General features: G+C 43.1%; 14 protein-coding genes, 7 tRNA genes and 2 other annotated features. Of the genes, 20 read left to right on the forward strand and 1 reads right to left on the reverse strand.

What is annotated here, in order from left to right; translation table 11 throughout:
• Positions 1-765 precede the first annotated feature (765 nt).
• A complete protein-coding gene (locus tag E4K68_RS21535) occupies positions 766-897 on the reverse strand; it encodes a hypothetical protein (RefSeq protein ID WP_282433015.1) in 132 nt (43 codons plus the stop codon).
• A 118-nt stretch (positions 898-1,015) separates the two neighbouring features.
• Here E4K68_RS21535 and E4K68_RS19260 point away from each other — a divergent pair, with 118 nt between their 5' ends.
• From E4K68_RS19260 to pheT, 20 genes are all read left to right on the forward strand, one after another.
• Complete coding sequence (locus E4K68_RS19260; RefSeq protein WP_135380591.1) at positions 1,016-1,333, forward strand: hypothetical protein; 318 nt, start codon at positions 1,016-1,018, stop codon at positions 1,331-1,333.
• Positions 1,334-1,475: 142 nt separating this feature from the next.
• The gene (locus tag E4K68_RS19265) at positions 1,476-2,756 is read left to right on the forward strand and encodes a glycosyltransferase family 2 protein (protein WP_135380593.1); all 1,281 of its coding nucleotides are present in this window, start codon (positions 1,476-1,478) and stop codon (positions 2,754-2,756) included.
• Positions 2,757-3,010: 254 nt separating this feature from the next.
• Positions 3,011-3,086 (forward strand) — tRNA-Val (locus tag E4K68_RS19270).
• 6 nt (positions 3,087-3,092) lie between these two features.
• Positions 3,093-3,168, forward strand: a tRNA-Asp gene (locus E4K68_RS19275).
• Positions 3,169-3,176: 8 nt separating this feature from the next.
• Positions 3,177-3,252 (forward strand) — tRNA-Phe (locus E4K68_RS19280).
• A gap of 1 nt (position 3,253) precedes the next feature.
• Positions 3,254-3,328: transfer RNA gene (locus E4K68_RS19285), tRNA-Gly, on the forward strand.
• A 13-nt stretch (positions 3,329-3,341) separates the two neighbouring features.
• Positions 3,342-3,416: transfer RNA gene (locus E4K68_RS19290), tRNA-Cys, on the forward strand.
• 11 nt (positions 3,417-3,427) lie between these two features.
• Positions 3,428-3,516, forward strand: a tRNA-Leu gene (locus E4K68_RS19295).
• A gap of 3 nt (positions 3,517-3,519) precedes the next feature.
• Positions 3,520-3,596 (forward strand) — tRNA-Val (locus E4K68_RS19300).
• A 319-nt stretch (positions 3,597-3,915) separates the two neighbouring features.
• On the forward strand, positions 3,916-5,370 hold the full coding sequence (locus E4K68_RS19305; protein WP_135380596.1) for an aminotransferase class I/II-fold pyridoxal phosphate-dependent enzyme: 1,455 nt from the start codon (positions 3,916-3,918) through the stop codon (positions 5,368-5,370).
• A gap of 1 nt (position 5,371) precedes the next feature.
• Positions 5,372-6,226 (forward strand): polyamine aminopropyltransferase, encoded by an 855-nt coding sequence (gene speE, locus E4K68_RS19310; protein WP_135380600.1) that lies wholly within the window; start codon positions 5,372-5,374, stop codon positions 6,224-6,226.
• A 389-nt stretch (positions 6,227-6,615) separates the two neighbouring features.
• On the forward strand, positions 6,616-6,906 hold the full coding sequence (locus E4K68_RS19315) for a hypothetical protein (protein WP_135380602.1): 291 nt from the start codon (positions 6,616-6,618) through the stop codon (positions 6,904-6,906).
• Positions 6,907-7,277: 371 nt separating this feature from the next.
• Entirely contained in the window at positions 7,278-8,150 is an 873-nt protein-coding gene (locus E4K68_RS19320; RefSeq protein WP_135380605.1) for a putative sporulation protein YtxC, read from the forward strand.
• 87 nt (positions 8,151-8,237) lie between these two features.
• Positions 8,238-8,460 (forward strand) — a binding site (T-box leader).
• A gap of 87 nt (positions 8,461-8,547) precedes the next feature.
• Complete coding sequence (gene thrS, locus E4K68_RS19325; RefSeq protein ID WP_135380609.1) at positions 8,548-10,482, forward strand: threonine--tRNA ligase; 1,935 nt, start codon at positions 8,548-8,550, stop codon at positions 10,480-10,482.
• A gap of 166 nt (positions 10,483-10,648) precedes the next feature.
• Positions 10,649-10,780 (forward strand) — a sequence feature (ribosomal protein L20 leader region).
• Between the two features lie 28 nt (positions 10,781-10,808).
• On the forward strand, positions 10,809-11,324 hold the full coding sequence (gene infC, locus E4K68_RS19330; protein ID WP_075366781.1) for a translation initiation factor IF-3: 516 nt from the start codon (positions 10,809-10,811) through the stop codon (positions 11,322-11,324).
• 22 nt (positions 11,325-11,346) lie between these two features.
• Complete coding sequence (gene rpmI, locus E4K68_RS19335) at positions 11,347-11,544, forward strand: 50S ribosomal protein L35 (RefSeq protein WP_135380612.1); 198 nt, start codon at positions 11,347-11,349, stop codon at positions 11,542-11,544.
• A gap of 27 nt (positions 11,545-11,571) precedes the next feature.
• A complete protein-coding gene (gene rplT, locus E4K68_RS19340; protein WP_135380614.1) occupies positions 11,572-11,931 on the forward strand; it encodes a 50S ribosomal protein L20 in 360 nt (119 codons plus the stop codon).
• Between the two features lie 219 nt (positions 11,932-12,150).
• The gene (locus tag E4K68_RS19345; RefSeq protein WP_135380641.1) at positions 12,151-12,945 is read left to right on the forward strand and encodes an RNA methyltransferase; all 795 of its coding nucleotides are present in this window, start codon (positions 12,151-12,153) and stop codon (positions 12,943-12,945) included.
• Between the two features lie 361 nt (positions 12,946-13,306).
• A complete protein-coding gene (pheS, locus tag E4K68_RS19350; RefSeq protein WP_135380617.1) occupies positions 13,307-14,329 on the forward strand; it encodes a phenylalanine--tRNA ligase subunit alpha in 1,023 nt (340 codons plus the stop codon).
• A 12-nt stretch (positions 14,330-14,341) separates the two neighbouring features.
• Positions 14,342-16,747 carry a phenylalanine--tRNA ligase subunit beta gene (gene pheT, locus E4K68_RS19355; protein ID WP_135380619.1) on the forward strand — a complete coding sequence of 802 codons (2,406 nt, stop codon included), beginning with the start codon at positions 14,342-14,344 and terminating at the stop codon, positions 16,745-16,747.
• The last annotated feature ends 2 nt before the right edge of the window (positions 16,748-16,749 follow it).

Genomic DNA, 16,749 nt, shown 5'->3' on the forward strand with positions numbered 1-16,749 from the left:
TACTTGGGGCGCAGGCCCCTGGGAACGTAGGTCATCGCCAGGTAAACCAGCAAAAGGACTATCTCTAACGAGGTAGTCTTTTTGTGTTAGAACGAACGATTTTCAAGCATTAAAACGTCTATGGGGTCGGGGTTCCACCCCTTCGGGTCCACACTGCCGGAGAGTGCGTCATAAGTCGCAATGTGGCGAAAGTCTCATCCGACTTTCGTCACACAGCTGGAGTTTTCGTTATGGGTTGCCGTATTCGGTATACTAAAGTCTCACCTTCGCCACGAAGTGTTTCTCTTTGTACTTGTGGCAAAATAGAAATACAACGAATGACAAAAGTTAACATTGTGTAGGTGGCAAAAACCTATTGCAGCACCCCATAATTCAACAACCTTTAATTGTTTAAGTAAAGGGGCTAAAGAAAGAGTGCCAGCAATGGGCCAAGAATGCTTTGGGCGCTGGCCCCTGGGAACGTATAGACTATCGTGGGTAAACATGCAAAGAGACTACCTTTTATAATCAGGTAATCTCTTTGCGTTGTGAATACTATGTACCACATTCAATCCACAGGGTTAATGTAGTCGTAATGAGCCGCTATGTAGCCTCACTAGGAGTGCCGGCGCTTCACGTAGGCTGTATGTATACCGAAGACGGAGGTTAAGGCTCTCCAGGTCAATATTCTGGGCCGTGGCCTACGAAAAGGTACCAGAGTAGCTAACAAACGATATCCATTGGATTACCTACTGTGTTACCTGATTAAAGTAACAAAATGGAGTACTACAAGCTAGATGATTCTAACTGATCGGCGTGGTTCTCTTTTTCGTGTTTATTAGCTTCATAACCAAAGAGGAATTTTTGGTTACAATAGGAACAATGTATAAACTTCCCATCTGCTGCTGGTACTGGCATATTAAGCCACCTCCTTTGATCACGATTATAACCATTTCACCATTTTTTATACCATTCTATATTAATAGGTGTGTGATCTATACCAACTCATTCATATGTTAGATATGAGGTGAGAAAGATGTTGAAAAAGTGGACCAGAGATATGAGCGTAGAGTTACATTGGATGAAACGTGATTTAGTACGTCGATGGCGGCTGGATACTCCAACAGGTATTATGGGCATACTAATATTAATCTCGGGTTTTTTTCTTTTCATGGTAATTGGAGGCGGTGTTGCACATATCTTTCGCTCATTTGTCCCGTTGGTTTCCGGCTCGCGTGTCGGAGAAGTCTATTGGCAGTCAGTCAGCTTTGGAATTAAAACAAGCTTTATATTTGTAATCTTTAGTGGATCGATTATTATGTATTTTCTGCTTAAGCTATCGAACCGGAGATAATTTAAATATTTTATTGTTCTAAGTACATAGCTTACTAAATACAACTAAATTATGGACAATCTGTTTATATTTATTGAATTGCCATTCTTGCATAGGCGTTATTCCTATGTTAAGATTTATGGGTTAGAAGGAGGATGAATCCGTGGATTTTTTATCTGGGATTACGGGTACACAACTATTTAATTTTATCATGCTTCCCATTCAAGTTATTATCATCTTTTTGACCTTTTACTACTTTGTTCTATCAATGTTTGGATTGTATCGTAAAAAGGAAACTAAAATACTTAAGCCTGATAAGAATTTTGCTATAGTAGTCGCTGCACATAATGAGGAAACTGTCATTGGACCGTTACTGGAAAATCTATTTCAACTTGATTATCCCAAAAAATTATATGACGTTTTTGTTGTGGCCGATAACTGTACTGATAAAACTGCATTGATTGCACGAAATGCCGGTGCAATTGTGCATCGACGTTTTAATACCGAAAAACGTGGTAAGGGTTATGCGTTGGAGTGGATGTTTCATCGTTTATTTAAGCTGGAGCGCCAGTACGATGCTATAGTAATTTTTGATGCGGATAATCTCGTGAAGGATAACTTTCTATTTGAGATGAACAGTAAGCTTTGCCAAGGTCATAAAATAGTGCAGTGCTACTTAGATTCAAAGAATCCATTTGATACGTGGGTAACAAATACGTTCTCTATCGCATTTTGGGTAACGAATCGAATGCTTCAACTTGCAAGGTTTAATACGGGTCGTCTCTCGAACGTTCTGGGTGGTACGGGTATGTGTATTTCGATTGACGTTTTAAAAGAATTCGGATGGGGTGCTACATCCTTAACCGAAGACCTTGAATTCAGCATGAAGGCATTATCACATGGTATTAAAACAACGTGGGCTCACGATGCTGTGGTCTATGATGAAAAGCCTTTGACCTTTATCCAAGCTTGGTATCAACGGAAACGTTGGGCACAAGGACAGGTAGATGTAGCGGGGCGATATTTCTTTCCCCTAATTATCAAAGGAATAAGGGAAAGAAAAATTATGTATTTTGATGCCGCTATCCATCTTTTTCAACCCGCTCTCGTTATGATCGCTACTTTTTTCATGTTGACAAATTTTATCACTGCGTTTCAACCTCATTACACCCATGTATTCACTTTGGTTATGCCTTGGACGGGGTGGCAGATTCTATCCGCTTTTCAGTATCTCTACCCAGTAGCGGCATTGGCACTTGACCGCATACCTTGGCGTGCCTATGTGGGGCTTATTCTATATCCCATTTTCATTTATAGTTGGATTCCGATTGTGTTTTTGGGTTTTATAAATCGTAAAGACAAACAGTGGTCACATACCAAACATACTCGTTCACTCAGTATTGAAGAAGTTATCGTTAAACAAAAGAAAGTATCGACAAACTAAGGAAAATTAGGCACATGAAAAACAAAGCACTATCAATAAACAGGCTGTTTATCTGATAGTGTTTTGTTTTTACATACTTGGATTTATATAGAATGACTAAAGCCGCTCTGATTTTGAGCATAAAATAAAAAATTTTCGAAAGAAAACTACAGAATATGGATTAATTTAAGTTTCCAATTTAAAATAATGTATACACAAAAAAAGGCTTTGACACAACGCACTTTTTTGTGTATACTAATAATCGTCAGTCAGATGGGTGATTAGCTCAGCTGGTAGAGCGCCTGCCTTACAAGCAGGATGTCGGCGGTTCGAACCCGTCATCGCCCACCAAACCCCGGCCCCGTGGTGTAGTGGTCAACATGCCTGCCTGTCACGCAGGAGATCGTCGGTTCAAGTCCGATCGGGGTCGCCATAATATTTGCCTCGGTAGCTCAGTCGGTAGAGCAGAGGACTGAAAATCCTCGTGTCGGCGGTTCGATTCCGTCCTGAGGCACCATGCGGGTGTAACTCAGTGGTAGAGTGTCACCTTGCCAAGGTGAAAGTCGCGAGTCCGAATCTCGTCACCCGCTCCACTATTATTTCTCTGGCGGCATAGCCAAGTGGTAAGGCAGAGGTCTGCAAAACCTCTATTCCTCAGTTCAAATCTGAGTGCCGCCTCCAATCAATTCATTGCCGATGTGGCGGAACTGGCAGACGCACGGGACTTAAAATCCCGCGGGCTTAACAGCCCGTACCGGTTCGATTCCGGTCATCGGCACCATATGGGTTTGTAGCTCAGCTGGTTAGAGTACCGCGTTGACATCGCGGGGGTCGGAGGTTCGAGTCCTCTCAAACCCACCATATGAAACTAATGTTAGAATTCTACATGATACTTGTCTGTAGATAAAGGCTTTATTACCCATTGATTAGTCAATGGGTAATTTTATTTTAGCAACATGTCCCGACTGATAAATCCGTGTTAATAGTTCTTGTTTGTATGTAGTTAATAAACAAGAACTATTTTTTTGCAGTTGTTGGGGTGAAAGCTATTCCATTGATATTTCTGCCATTGTCTAATATACTTATCATATTGTTTTTGGATTGATCTTTACTAGGAGATGCTTAAAATATAGAGTGACATGAATCTCAAATGATTATGGTAAGAAAGGTGGTGCTTTTCATGCATTCACTATGGCAAGGCAAGGCACCCATTTATGAAGCTCTGCTAAAATACAAATCTATGAGGGTTGTACCATTTGACGTTCCCGGACATAAGCAAGGTAGAGGAAACCTAGAACTCACCGAATTTTTAGGTGAGAAATGCCTTTCGGTAGATGTTAATTCCATGAAGCCGCTTGATAATCTAGTCCATCCCGTCTCAGTAATTAAGGAGGCGGAGGAGCTAGCAGCAGATGCCTTTGGTGCACAACACGCGTTCTTCATGGTCAACGGCACCACAGCAGCTGTGCAGGCGATGATTATGAGCGTGTGCAAACAGGGCGACAAAATTATCATGCCTCGCAATGTCCACCGAAGTGCTATTAACGCGCTTATTATCAGTGGAGCGATCCCTGTTTATGTTAATCCCGGCGTTAATAAACTGTTGGGGATACCCTTAGGCATGTCCCTTGCCGAGGTGAAGAAAGCCATTGAAGAAAATCCGGATGCTAAAGCGATTTTTATCAATAACCCTACGTACTATGGTATATGTTCTGACTTAAGGTCCATTACGGATCTGGCCCATCGCCATAATATGTTTGTACTTGTGGATGAGGCGCATGGTACACACTTCTACTTCGGTGATAATCTTCCTGTCAGTGCAATGGCAGTGGGAGCCGATATGTCGGCTGTCAGCATGCATAAAACTGGCGGATCGCTGACACAAAGTTCGTTTTTGCTAATAGGTAGTCGTCTTACCAAAGGGCATGTACGACAAACTATCAACCTGACCCAGACCACCAGCGGGTCTTATTTGCTGTTGTCTTCTCTCGATATTTCTAGACGTAACCTTGCTATAGACGGCAAAAGCATCTTTAAAAAGGTTTCTTCTCTTGCCCACTATGCGAGAGAAGAAATTAACAAAATTGGCGGATACTACGCTTTTTCAACAGAACTCATTAATGGGGATTCTGTGTTCGATTTTGACCATACCAAGCTTTCTATTTATACTAGAGAAATAGGGCTGGCAGGAATTGAAGTTTATGACATTCTCAGAGATGATTACGGTATCCAGATCGAGCTGGGTGATATAGGCAATATCTTGGCCATCATCTCCGTTGGGGACCGCGAACTGGCGTTGGAACGTCTTGTGTCTTCTCTATCTGAAATAAAAAGACTTTATTTTAGGGATAAAGCGGGTATGCTTGATCATGAGTACATTAATCCGGATGTTGTGATGACGCCTCAGAAAGCGTTCTATTCCGATCAGCACTCTGTTGCCATTACGGATAGTACAGGGTATATAAGCGGAGAATTTGTTATGTGTTATCCGCCGGGTATTCCCATTTTGGCGCCGGGGGAACGTATAACCGAAGAAATCATTGATTATATAGCCTATGCAAAGGTCAAGGGCTGTTTCCTTACTGGCACAGAAGATATGGCCATTGAAAACGTCAGAATAGTGGAGGAATCATAACATGGAATTATGGTATACAGAACAGCATACAGATAACGTTCGTTTTTCTATAAAGGTGGATAAGCCACTTTATTCAGGTCAAAGCGAATTCCAAAGAATTGACGTTTTTAACTCTAAGGAATTTGGAAACTTTTTCACACTAGACGGTTTGATGATGGTCACTGAAAAGGATGAATTTATTTATCATGACATGATTGTTCATGTACCTATGGCAACAAACCCAAAGATTAAGAACGTTCTGGTCATCGGAGCAGGAGACGGCGGCACAGTAAGAGAGTTGACGCGCTACAACACCCTTGAACATATTGACATGGTGGAAATTGATAAAATGGTTGTGGATGTGTGCAGAGAATATTTGCCCCAGACTTCCAGCAATTTGGATGACCCCAGAGTACAGCTATATTTTGAAGACGGACTAAAATTTATCCGCTCCAAGGAAAACGCCTATGATCTTATTATTGTTGATTCCACTGATCCCTTTGGACCAGGGGAGGGGCTGTTTACAAAAGAGTTTTACGGGAACTGTTCTAAGGCATTGAAAGAAGATGGCATTCTCGTTAACCAGCATGAAAGCCCCTATTACCAGGAGTATGCTAAGTCCATGCAGAGAGCTCATAAGCGTATTCGGGAATTTTTCCCAGTTTGCAGGGTTTATCAGGCTCATATTCCAACCTATCCGTCGGGTCACTGGCTGTTTGGGTTTGCCTCTAAAACGTACGATCCACTGACAGACATAGACGAGCAGGCTTGGAATAGCCTTGGGTTGAAAACAAAGTATTATAATACTGAAATTCATAAAGGGAGTTTTGCTCTACCTAACTACGTAAAGGAGCTTTTAGTAAGTGCAGGGGAATAAATACTCAATTATAGTTGGTATACATTCGACCTAAGGAATTATAAGAATCCACTGATGTTAAAAGTCAGTGGATTCATTGTTTTGCTTGGAGTCAGAAAGTCACAGATGCTTACTGAGCAGTTCACAGAAGCTCCCATACCTAAGATTATTATCATATGTTACTACATGCTCTTAAGATCGAATCTAGTGCCATACACAGCATATTAATAACTTAATGATTACCACAGTGTTTGAATTGGATTTACATACTTGTAAAACTATAGATGATGTAGTATTCTGATCCTGATTTTATTATTTCCAGGACTTCCCTGTCGAGGTCTCAATGTTCAGCTTTAGCTGGACAAGTTACATCTTTTAATCTTAGAAGCAGATGATTGGGGGAATATTAAATGTTAACCTTAACGTCAAAAATCAAATTTGTAAAATATTTTCGGGATAAATTTCTCGGAAAGAATTTGGGTATAGATGTTTGTGGTGTCGTAGAATGTACTGTTGATTTTGGTGTCGTAGAAACTATTGATGTGGCAGATGATAAAGTTTCAGTGTGGGGGACGGAAGCGGGAGTATTCTGGATTAATTTGAACGATATTTTGGTCGCTAATTATAAACCTCGTGAAGAAGATGTGTGCTTGCTGATCGAAGCTAAGAATAATGTCGAAGTGCGATTTAAAATAGTATAGACAAATTAGGAGGGGAGGTATGGATAAAGAGAAATCAAATCAAAAGAACCTTTTTAAGGATTAAAGGAAAGCTGACTAAATGAAGCTGTCAATAAGGACGGCTTTTTTTAATTGCCATTTTTAGAGTTCTCGAGGGTTTGGATTATATTTTAGCCTCCTGAGTAAATAAATTAGATATGTAATACCAGAAGTTTAATTGCCCTAAGAAAGTGACTTGAAAATTGAAAGAGAATAAAATCTTGTGTTTATGGAAATATTAAGGAATGTCTTGGCATTTGAAAAAATATATTTCGCAGAAAAGTGCTTAGAGATTGGCCCAACCGAAATATGACTTCAACTAAGTCATATACTCTAGTATGGGAGGGGTGCCAGTGGAACATTCCGTGCAATTAGGAACGCAAAATTATCGGGAAAGTATATGTGATTGCTTACGCGAATTGCGTGATCAAGAACAACTTCCTTTGCAAATCGTTGAACAGCGGCAGGGAAAACGCTGGCTCATTCAATGTCAATTTCAAGACTCTTCGGCAGAGATGACAGAAAACGAAGATGTAGTTCAAAAAATTCATCGTTATTATTTGGCGAATGCTCTGGCGGAGACGATTTTAATTCATTGGGAGAAAGATTACGTAGCAGAGATACTTAAAAAGAATAATCAACTAAAGCGAGATAATAGGCAGAGGGTACTAAAAAAGGCTTTGGATTACTTGAATAGCGGCTTAGGGCAAGTTAAAGGATATCGAGTAAATAGAAAAACAAGCCTTGTTACGCAAATCTTAGGTTGCCTAGATCATAGCTCGGTTTTCGATATTGAGGGATTTTTGCGTTTTCGTGCCCAGGATTATAAAGGAGAAGTGAAAAACGCTGTAGAATTTGCCATTGATGAGGACGTTATCGAAAAGGAATACTTAGAGTTTATTCAATTATTGAAACGCTTTGTGGATAGTCAATCCCCTAATTTAGAAAGCTTACACGTCGGAATAACGTCAAAGGGTAAGTTCTATCTCTATAACAATGAGGGGGACAATGTAACCCATAAGTTTTTAGAGGACTACCAACTCGATAATGTTCATGAATTAGGGTATGAAGATCTATTGATCAGCGCATTGATTGCGGTTGCACCTCGTCAAATTACACTACATATACGATACGACGGTTACGAAGACACGTTGCAAACTATTCAGAGTGTTTTCGGGGACCGTGTACGAAACTGTCCAGGTTGTTCTCTATGTGAAAAGTTTTGACAAATAAGTGAGTTCCTTGTTATACTATGGACAGGAATTGTGCCAATCTGCCAAGCAGATAGTTTGAGATAATATGTCAATATGATAAGAAAATCGTTGAAAGGGAGAGTACTCTGTTTTTTTGTGTAAGAGAGGGAATGCCTTGGCTGCAAGCATTTCTCACGAACGTACAGGAGAAAACCACCCTTGAGTGCTGGGCTGAAATAAGTAAGCTTTGCCGTACCCCGCGTTAAGGGAAATCGAGTGAAAGGCCTTTATTAGATGACCTTTTAATTGGGTGGAACCACGGGAGTAAACTCTCGTCCCTTGCAGGGACGAGAGTTTTATATTTTCCATTTATAAAGTAAACTTTTCAAGTGCCTCTTTTGCTTGTCAAATTTAGTAAGGAGTGATAATTATGATTCAAGTTACCTTAAAAGATGGATCAATTCGCGAGGTAGAGCAAGGAACAACCATCGGAGAATTAGCAGCTTCTATTTCTCGAGGATTGGCGAAGGTAGCTGTAGCAGGAAAGGTTAATGATAAGCTGAAGGACCTAGCCTATGGGCTTAGGGAAAATGCGGCTGTAGAGATTGTTACGATAGATAGTGAGGAAGGCTTAGATATACTGCGACATTCCACGTCACACTTGATGGCTCAAGCCGTAGGAAATCTATTTCCAGGGACAAAGCTTGGTTTTGGACCGACGATTGCTAAAGGATTTTATTACGACTTTGATTCCGAACATGTCTTTACTCCAGAGGATTTGGCGCTTATTGAGAAGGAAATGAGTCGCCTGGTAAAGGAGAAGTATTCTTACGAACGCCGAGAAGTGTCTCGAGAAGAGGCGTTAACGTACTTTGGTGACCTAGGGGAAAAATACAAGGTGGAACTTATTGAGGGTCTCCCAGACGATGTTGCAATTTCACTATATACTCAAGGAAATTTCACAGACCTTTGCGCAGGACCTCATCTGCCTTCAACGGCTAGTATTAAGGCCTTCAAGCTCATGAGCCTAGCGGGTGCATATTGGCGGGGGAACGAGAAGAATAAAATGCTTCAACGTATCTATGGAACTGCCTTTTCTAAGCCTTCCGAACTTGAAGATCATCTGTTTAAGCTGGAAGAAGCCAAACGACGTGACCATCGTAAACTCGGCTTAGAGCTGGATCTTTTTAGTTTACACGAAGAAGGACCTGGTTTTCCGTTCTTCCATCCAAAAGGCATGATCTTACGTAATGCGCTGGAGGATTTCTGGCGACAGGAACACCGTAGACGCGGCTATCAGGAGATTAAGACTCCAATCATCCTCAATCGCTCGATGTGGGAACAATCTGGGCACTGGGATCATTACAAAGAAAACATGTATTTCACTGAAATTGATGACCAGGATTATGCTGTGAAGCCCATGAATTGTCCAGGCGGTATGATCATGTATAAAACAAAAATGCGCAGTTATCGAGATCTTCCACTTCGTGTAGGGGAACTGGGACTTGTACATCGCCATGAACTTTCGGGTGCACTCCATGGTTTACTACGGGTTCGAAACTTTACCCAAGATGATGCGCACCTCTTTATGCTTCCATCCCAAATCAAGGAAGAATTAATCGGGGTTATTGAACTGGTGGACTATTTCTACAAAGTATTTGGGTTTGAGTATAAGGTGGAATTATCGACCCGTCCTGAGGATTCCATGGGTTCGGATGAAGACTGGGAAACGGCAACCAAGGCTCTCCAGGGAGCATTAGAGGACAAAGGGATTGATTACAACATTAATCCAGGTGATGGAGCGTTCTATGGACCTAAGATTGATTTTCATGTGAAGGATTGTCTCGATCGAACATGGCAATGCGGAACGATCCAACTGGATTTCCAAATGCCGGAAAAATTCGACTTAAATTATATTGGAGAAGACGGCCAAAAACATCGGCCTGTGATGATTCACCGGGTCGTCTATGGAAGTATCGAACGATTCATCGCACTACTGACAGAACACTATGCAGGGGCTTTTCCTGTCTGGCTGGCGCCCATTCAAGTCCGTATCCTTCCGGTCAGTGAACGGCATCATGAGTATGCAAAAACCCTGGCCTCCCGTCTGAATGACCTGGATATAAGGGTAGAAGCGGATGAACGCAAAGAAAAGATTGGCTATAAGATCAGGGAAGCTCAAACTGAAAAAATCCCATATACGTTAGTTGTCGGGGATCAGGAAGCTGAATCCAATAGTGTGGCAGTCCGAAGGTACGGGCAAGGTGATGTTGGAGAAAGGGTGACCGTTGAGGAGTTTATTGCCCTCGTCCAAGAAGAGGTTAAGAGCAAAAGAATTCTAAAAATTAGTCCCAAGGAAGCCTAAGACAGAATAGGATGGGAAAACCTCAAGTATTGTTAATAGTAGCTGGCAAACTGTTTTAGGGGAATGGGAACAGGGGATTGTGATAATATCACAGAACAACAACAGGCATGTTAAGAACGAATGTTGATAGTTGTTGACATGAGGGAATTTTTGAGGTAAGATATTCGTTGTCAAGTAGAAGCCATCCGCTTCTCACCTTACGGCATTTGTCGGTATGGTATCTTCTGGTCCTGAGCTTAGTGTGTGCTCTTGATTGTTTAGAAGACGGGTGGTGATTCACCCGTCTTTTTTCTATTACGTTGAAATTTTAATGGGGGTGGTTTCTTATTAGCAAGGACTTAAGACTAAATGACGAAATCCGGGTGCGGGATGTTCGTCTCGTCGGTGAAGAGGGAGAACAACTCGGGATTATGACGGCTCGAGATGCCTTGAGCCTCGCTGTCGAGAAGTCTTTAGATCTCGTCGAGATTGCGCCGACGGCCAAACCGCCGGTCTGCAAACTTATGGACTATGGAAAGTATAAGTATGAGCAGGCTAAGCGAGATAAAGAGGCTCGCAAGAAACAAAAGAACATGGAAATCAAAGAAGTCAAATTGCGTCCGAACATTGAGGATCATGACTTCGAAACAAAAGCCCGTAATGCCCAACGCTTTTTGATTGATGGGGATAAGGTTAAGGTAACCATCATGTTCCGGGGGCGGGAGGTTACCCACCCTGAGTTGGGAAAAGCACTATGTGTAAGACTCGCTGAATTCTGCAAAGCAGAGTCTACTGTAGAGCGCGAACCAAAACTCGAGGGGCGCAATATGATTATGATTCTAGCTACGATCAAGCACGACTAATACCGAGAGGGGGATTACTCAAATGCCAAAAATGAAAACCCACCGTGGCGCAGCAAAGCGCTTTAAGAAAACAGGAACCGGTAAAATTGTCCGTATGCATGGATATACAAGCCACATGCTAGAGAAAAAATCGCCGAAGGCGAAACGGAATTTGCGCCAATCAGTAGTTATGCACAAATCTGATGCAAAACGGATTGCTAATCTAATCGCCTATCTATAATATTTGAGCTAAAAGGAGGTCTTCGGGATGTCCCGTGTAAAAAAAGGCGTAACGAAACATCAACGCCATAAGAAAATATTAAAATTAGCAAAAGGATATCGTGGGTCAAAAAGTAAGCTTTTCCGCCCAGCGAATGAGCAAGTTCTGAAATCGTTAGCTTATTCTTATGCTCACAGAAAAGATAATAAATCGAACTTCCGTAAGCTTTGGATCGCTAGAATTAACGCCGCTGCTCGCATGAATGGCATGTCTTATAGCCGCATGATGAATGGCCTTAAGAAAGCGGGAGTTTCTGTTAATCGTAAGATATTAGCAGAACTCGCAATTAGCGACGCTGCAGCGTTTACAGAATTCGTTAATGTTGCTAAAGTACAAATCAACGGATAAGTAGAGAGGGTGCGTTAGCACCCTCTTTTTATAATACTAGTTCCTTAGAGTTATCACGATACCTGGCCATCCCGACGCCTAGCCATCCATGGCGGTGTTCTAATCTCGAACATCTTTGCTCGAGTTATGGCTGTGTTAACCCCGAACATCCTTGTCTGGGTCATGACCTGGGAACAAGTGCAGCGAGCGAGTATTCACGCTCTCATGGAGGTAGCATGGATGATCGAATCTTTACAGAATGAGCAGGTAAAATATGTAGCTTCTCTGCAGCGGCGTAAAGCGCGTGAGGAGGCACAACTGTTTGTAGTTGAAGGCTGGCGGTTTGTCGAAGAAGCGTTGAGCAGAAATGCTCCGATAAAGAAGATCTATGTTTGCCCAGAACGCAGTCCTCTTGACTGGCAGTTAATTCTCAATAGGTTGCATGAACGAAGCATCCCTTTTGAAGAAGTCGATGAACGTGTTCTGCGTAAGATGAGTGCAACAGAAGAACCGCAAGGAATATTAGCGGTTGTTCGGCAAACGGGTTATTCATGGTTAGACATACATATTGACAGGCATTCAGTGTTACTTATAGTAGACGGTGTTCAGGATCCAGGAAATTTAGGGACTATTCTACGCACAGCGTTGGCTGCAGGAGTTCGTAATGTTTGTTTGACACCGGGGACTGTTGATTTATATAATCCTAAGGTGTTACGAAGTACAATGGGTGCTCTCTTTTCCTTAATCCTCCTGCCCGATAAGCAACCAGAAGATATTTTAAACTTTTGTCGTGACAGAGGCTTGCGCGTCTTAGTGGGAGATATTGAGGGAAGTTCTCTTTATCGCACAAGATTAACAGCTGGTCCGCTTGCCCTTGTCGTCGGAAACGAAGGAAAGGGCCCGTCTCTATCCTTTCGGAGTGCAGATATTCAGCGCGTGACTATTCCAATGGCTCAAGATGTGGAATCTCTTAATGTCGCGATGGCTACAGGCATTTTGCTTTACGAAATAGTTCGTCAGAGGGATTTCTTGTAAAACGCTGTAGAGAATGCTATAATTTTCTGTGAACATGCAATAGGTTAAAGTTAAAATCAATAGTAATGCGATGATCGGGTTAAAAGAGTGTTTTCTTTTCAGGGAGGCCTGGCCAAAGACTGTGAGCCGGCTAAGAAAGTACCCACCTCGTTTAATTAGGAGGTTCAATTTCGCCTGGGAGTGGTCTGCTGATCTGTAGGTAGGCCCGGTTTCCACCGTTACATGGAGCTTGAGTGTGGCTAATGTAGTCAAACTAGGGTGGTACCACGAGATAATAGACTCTCGTCCCTTTCCAGGGGCGGGTGTCTTTTTTTATCGGCTTGGCCAGAGTGACATATGGATTTGGAAAGGATGGTTGACCTTGAAGAACGAAATACAACGCATCGGTGAAGAGACATTACGAGTTCTGAAGGAGCTGGATAGGCCTGAAGCGCTCCAAGAACTCAAAGTGAAGGTCCTTGGAAAAAAGGGAACCTTAACAGCAATGCTCCGCAAAATGGGTAGCTTGAGTATTGAGGAACGGCCAATTATGGGACAAGTTGTCAATGAAGTACGTAGCCGTCTAGAACAAGCGTGGGAAGAGCGTAGTGCGGAACTGGATACGATGGCATTACAGAAACGTTTGGACACGGAACGCATTGATATTACGTTACCGGGCCTTCGTATCCCGCGTGGACATTATCATCCTCTCACACAGGTCATGGAAGAGATTGAAGACATCTTTTTGGGTATGGGATTTCAAATTGCTGAAGGACCGGAAATCGAGTCAGATTACTACAACTTTGAAGCGCTTAATCTTCCCAAGGAACATCCGGCCCGCGAAATGCAAGATTCCTTTTATATTACAGAGGAAATTCTACTTCGAACCCAAACTTCTCCTGTTCAAATTCGAACGATGGAGAAGCTTCATCCTAACCTTCCAGTGAAAATTATTGCTCCAGGGAAGGTCTATCGGAATGATGACGATGCGACGCATTCTCCGATGTTCCACCAGGTGGAGGGTCTAGTTGTAGACCATGGGATTCGCATGTCAGACCTCAAGGGGATTCTGTTAAACTTCTCTCGCGAAATGTTTGGCGAATCGAGAGAAATTCGTTTAAGGCCAAGCTTTTTCCCGTTCACTGAGCCAAGCGCTGAAGTTGATGTTTCCTGCATGCTTTGTGGAGGAGCGGGATGTCGGCTCTGCAAAGGAAGCGGTTGGATCGAAATATTGGGATCGGGTATGGTTCATCCTAAGGTTTTAGAAATGGGTGGATATAATCCGAAGGAAGTCACCGGATTTGCTTTCGGTATGGGGGTGGAGCGTATTGCTATGCTGAAATTCGGAATTGAAGATATGAGACTCTTATTCGATAACGATTTGCGCTTTTTGCAGCAGTTTTAAGGGGGGGAAATCATGAAAGTCAGTTTGGAATGGTTGCGCGAGCTGGTTGATGTCGATCAGAGTGCAGAAGATTTAGCGGAAACGTTAACCCGTGGCGGGATTGAAGTAGAGGGCGTAGAGAATCTGAATAAGGGATTCGAAAAAGTAGTGATTGGGGAAATAGTCAGTCTAACAAAGCATCCCGATGCAGATCGGCTATGGGTTTGCGTTGTAAACGTGGGGCAAGAAGAAGTGACGATTGTCACGGGTGCCCAAAACTTATTGGTGGGGGATCGGATTCCTGTGGCTATGGTAGGGGCGACGCTTCCCAATGACCTTTCTATCCGGAAGTCCAAACTTAGGGGGGTTGTCTCACTTGGCATGTTGTGTTCGCGTGAGGAGCTTCTACTTGATGCATCAGTAGGATCAGATCGCAGTGAAAATGGGATTCTTATTTTGACACCAGGTGCTCCTATCGGCGAGAACTTTGGCAACTATTTAGGTCGCGAAGACAGTGTTTTAGACCTAGAACTATACCCGAATCGGCCAGATTGCTTGGCCATGGTAAATGTCGCTCGCGAAGTTGCGTGTCTCACCAGGAAGAAGCCCCATCTGACAAAATGGGCGGAAAAGGATCAAGTGCTATCCCTACCAACGGACCCGGATCTTCGGATTATTATCGAGGATGACGAGTTATGTCATCGTTATGCTGGTTTAGTCGTTGAGGATGTTCATATTGCTCCTTCTCCAGAATGGATGCAGAGACGACTGAAAGCTGCAGGAGTGCGCCCCATTAATAATATTGTCGATATTACAAACTACTGTATGTTGGAAATGGGACAACCACTACATGCCTTTGACCGAGATAAAATACGGGGAGATATCCACGTTCGAGCTGCTCACCCCGAAGAGAAAATCAACACTTTAGATGGAGTGGAACGGAAACTTCAAACAGATACCTTACTCATCGCGGATGACCACCAGGCTTTAGCAGTAGCTGGCGTAATGGGTGGGTTAGACAGTGAAGTGACACAGGATACGACTCGGCTTATGATTGAATCCGCACATTTTTCCGGAGTGAGTATCCGTCGGACAAGTCGTCGCTTAGGGCTTAGGTCGGAGGCTTCTAATCGATTTGAAAAGGGTATAGATGTACAAGGAATCGTAGCCACACTAGGGCGAGTTTGTGATCTACTTCTAGACTTAGGGGCGGGACGCCCTGTTGCCCTGGTGGATGAAGTAAAGAAAATTCCTCCTCATCGGCAAGTAAGTCTCTCAGCAGAACATACGTCAACGGTTCTTGGGATTGAGCTCAAAACAGCCGAGATTCGTGAAGTGCTAGAGAATTTGAACTTTAGGTATGAGGAACAAGCAGGACTTTTCCAGGTTGAGATTCCAACTTACCGCTCAGATATTGAAATCGAAGAAGACCTAATGGAAGAAGTGGCTCGCTTAATTGGGTATGACCGAATTCCAACAACTCTACCTCAAGGGGATTTGACGCAAGGTAGGAGGACTCCTGAACAGGAGTTTCGCCGGAGGTTACGCAAGACCCTGGCCCAATCCGGAATGGATGAGGTGATGACCTATACATTCACACGCGCGGACACTGATGCCCAGTGGGGTAGCGCAAAGCATTCGATTCCGTTGCTTAATCCTTTACGAGAAGAACTTAGTGTGATGCGTACCACTCTACTGCCAGGGCTCCTCGATGTTGCAGCTCGGAATATTTCTCGGCGTAACACGGATGTAAGCATTTTCGAGATTGGGAATACTTATTGGGGAGAGGAACAGCCTTTACGGAATCTTCCTCGAGAAGAACTTCGTGTTGCGGGGGTCGCAGTGGGTAAGGGTGGAAGGCATTGGCTAAACCAATCGGTGGAGTATGATTTCTATTATCTTAAGGGAATTATGGAAGAAGTGGCTCTGGAATTTGGACTTAAATTGGACTATCGTAGGGCTAAAAACGAATTGCTATTACACCCGGGCCGTTCTGCTGATATTTATCTTCAGAATCAACGCATTGGATTTCTTGGTGAAATGCACCCATCCCTGGAGAAGGAGTGGGGCCTTGAACGGGTGGTCGTTTTCGAATTAGAGTTAGCGGGATTATTTGCTCGGATGCGACAAACTGTTCGTGCACACTCTATTCCTCGTTTCCCTGCGATCCAAAGGGATCTGGCTATCGTTGTGTCCGTTGAAACTTCGGCTGATGCTGTTATGGCTAAGATGCGAAAGCTCGGCGGGGATTTGTTGCAACAAGTAGAGATATTTGATGTTTATACGGGAAAACCTATACCAGATGATCGCAAAAGCCTGGCATTCTCGTTACGCTACCAGTCCTTAGAGCGGACGCTGACGGATGATGAAGTAAATATACTGAATTCAAGAGTTTCAGAGGGAATTCAGCAGGAGTTTGACGCAGAATGGCGAAAATAGAG

Source organism: Desulfosporosinus sp. Sb-LF (assembly GCF_004766055.1).
Classification (GTDB): domain Bacteria; phylum Bacillota; class Desulfitobacteriia; order Desulfitobacteriales; family Desulfitobacteriaceae; genus Desulfosporosinus.

What these genes read in the sequence shown, in the direction of transcription:
- E4K68_RS21535 (WP_282433015.1), bottom strand. Translation starts at nt 897, where the DNA reads ATGCCAGTACCAGCAGCAGATGGGAAGTTTATACATTGTTCCTATTGT.
- E4K68_RS19260 (WP_135380591.1), top strand. Translation starts at nt 1,016, where the DNA reads ATGTTGAAAAAGTGGACCAGAGATATGAGCGTAGAGTTACATTGGATG.
- E4K68_RS19305 (WP_135380596.1), top strand. Translation starts at nt 3,916, where the DNA reads ATGCATTCACTATGGCAAGGCAAGGCACCCATTTATGAAGCTCTGCTA.
- speE (WP_135380600.1), top strand. Translation starts at nt 5,372, where the DNA reads ATGGAATTATGGTATACAGAACAGCATACAGATAACGTTCGTTTTTCT.
- E4K68_RS19315 (WP_135380602.1), top strand. Translation starts at nt 6,616, where the DNA reads ATGTTAACCTTAACGTCAAAAATCAAATTTGTAAAATATTTTCGGGAT.
- thrS (WP_135380609.1), top strand. Translation starts at nt 8,548, where the DNA reads ATGATTCAAGTTACCTTAAAAGATGGATCAATTCGCGAGGTAGAGCAA.
- rpmI (WP_135380612.1), top strand. Translation starts at nt 11,347, where the DNA reads ATGCCAAAAATGAAAACCCACCGTGGCGCAGCAAAGCGCTTTAAGAAA.
- rplT (WP_135380614.1), top strand. Translation starts at nt 11,572, where the DNA reads ATGTCCCGTGTAAAAAAAGGCGTAACGAAACATCAACGCCATAAGAAA.
- E4K68_RS19345 (WP_135380641.1), top strand. Translation starts at nt 12,151, where the DNA reads ATGATCGAATCTTTACAGAATGAGCAGGTAAAATATGTAGCTTCTCTG.
- pheT (WP_135380619.1), top strand. Translation starts at nt 14,342, where the DNA reads ATGAAAGTCAGTTTGGAATGGTTGCGCGAGCTGGTTGATGTCGATCAG.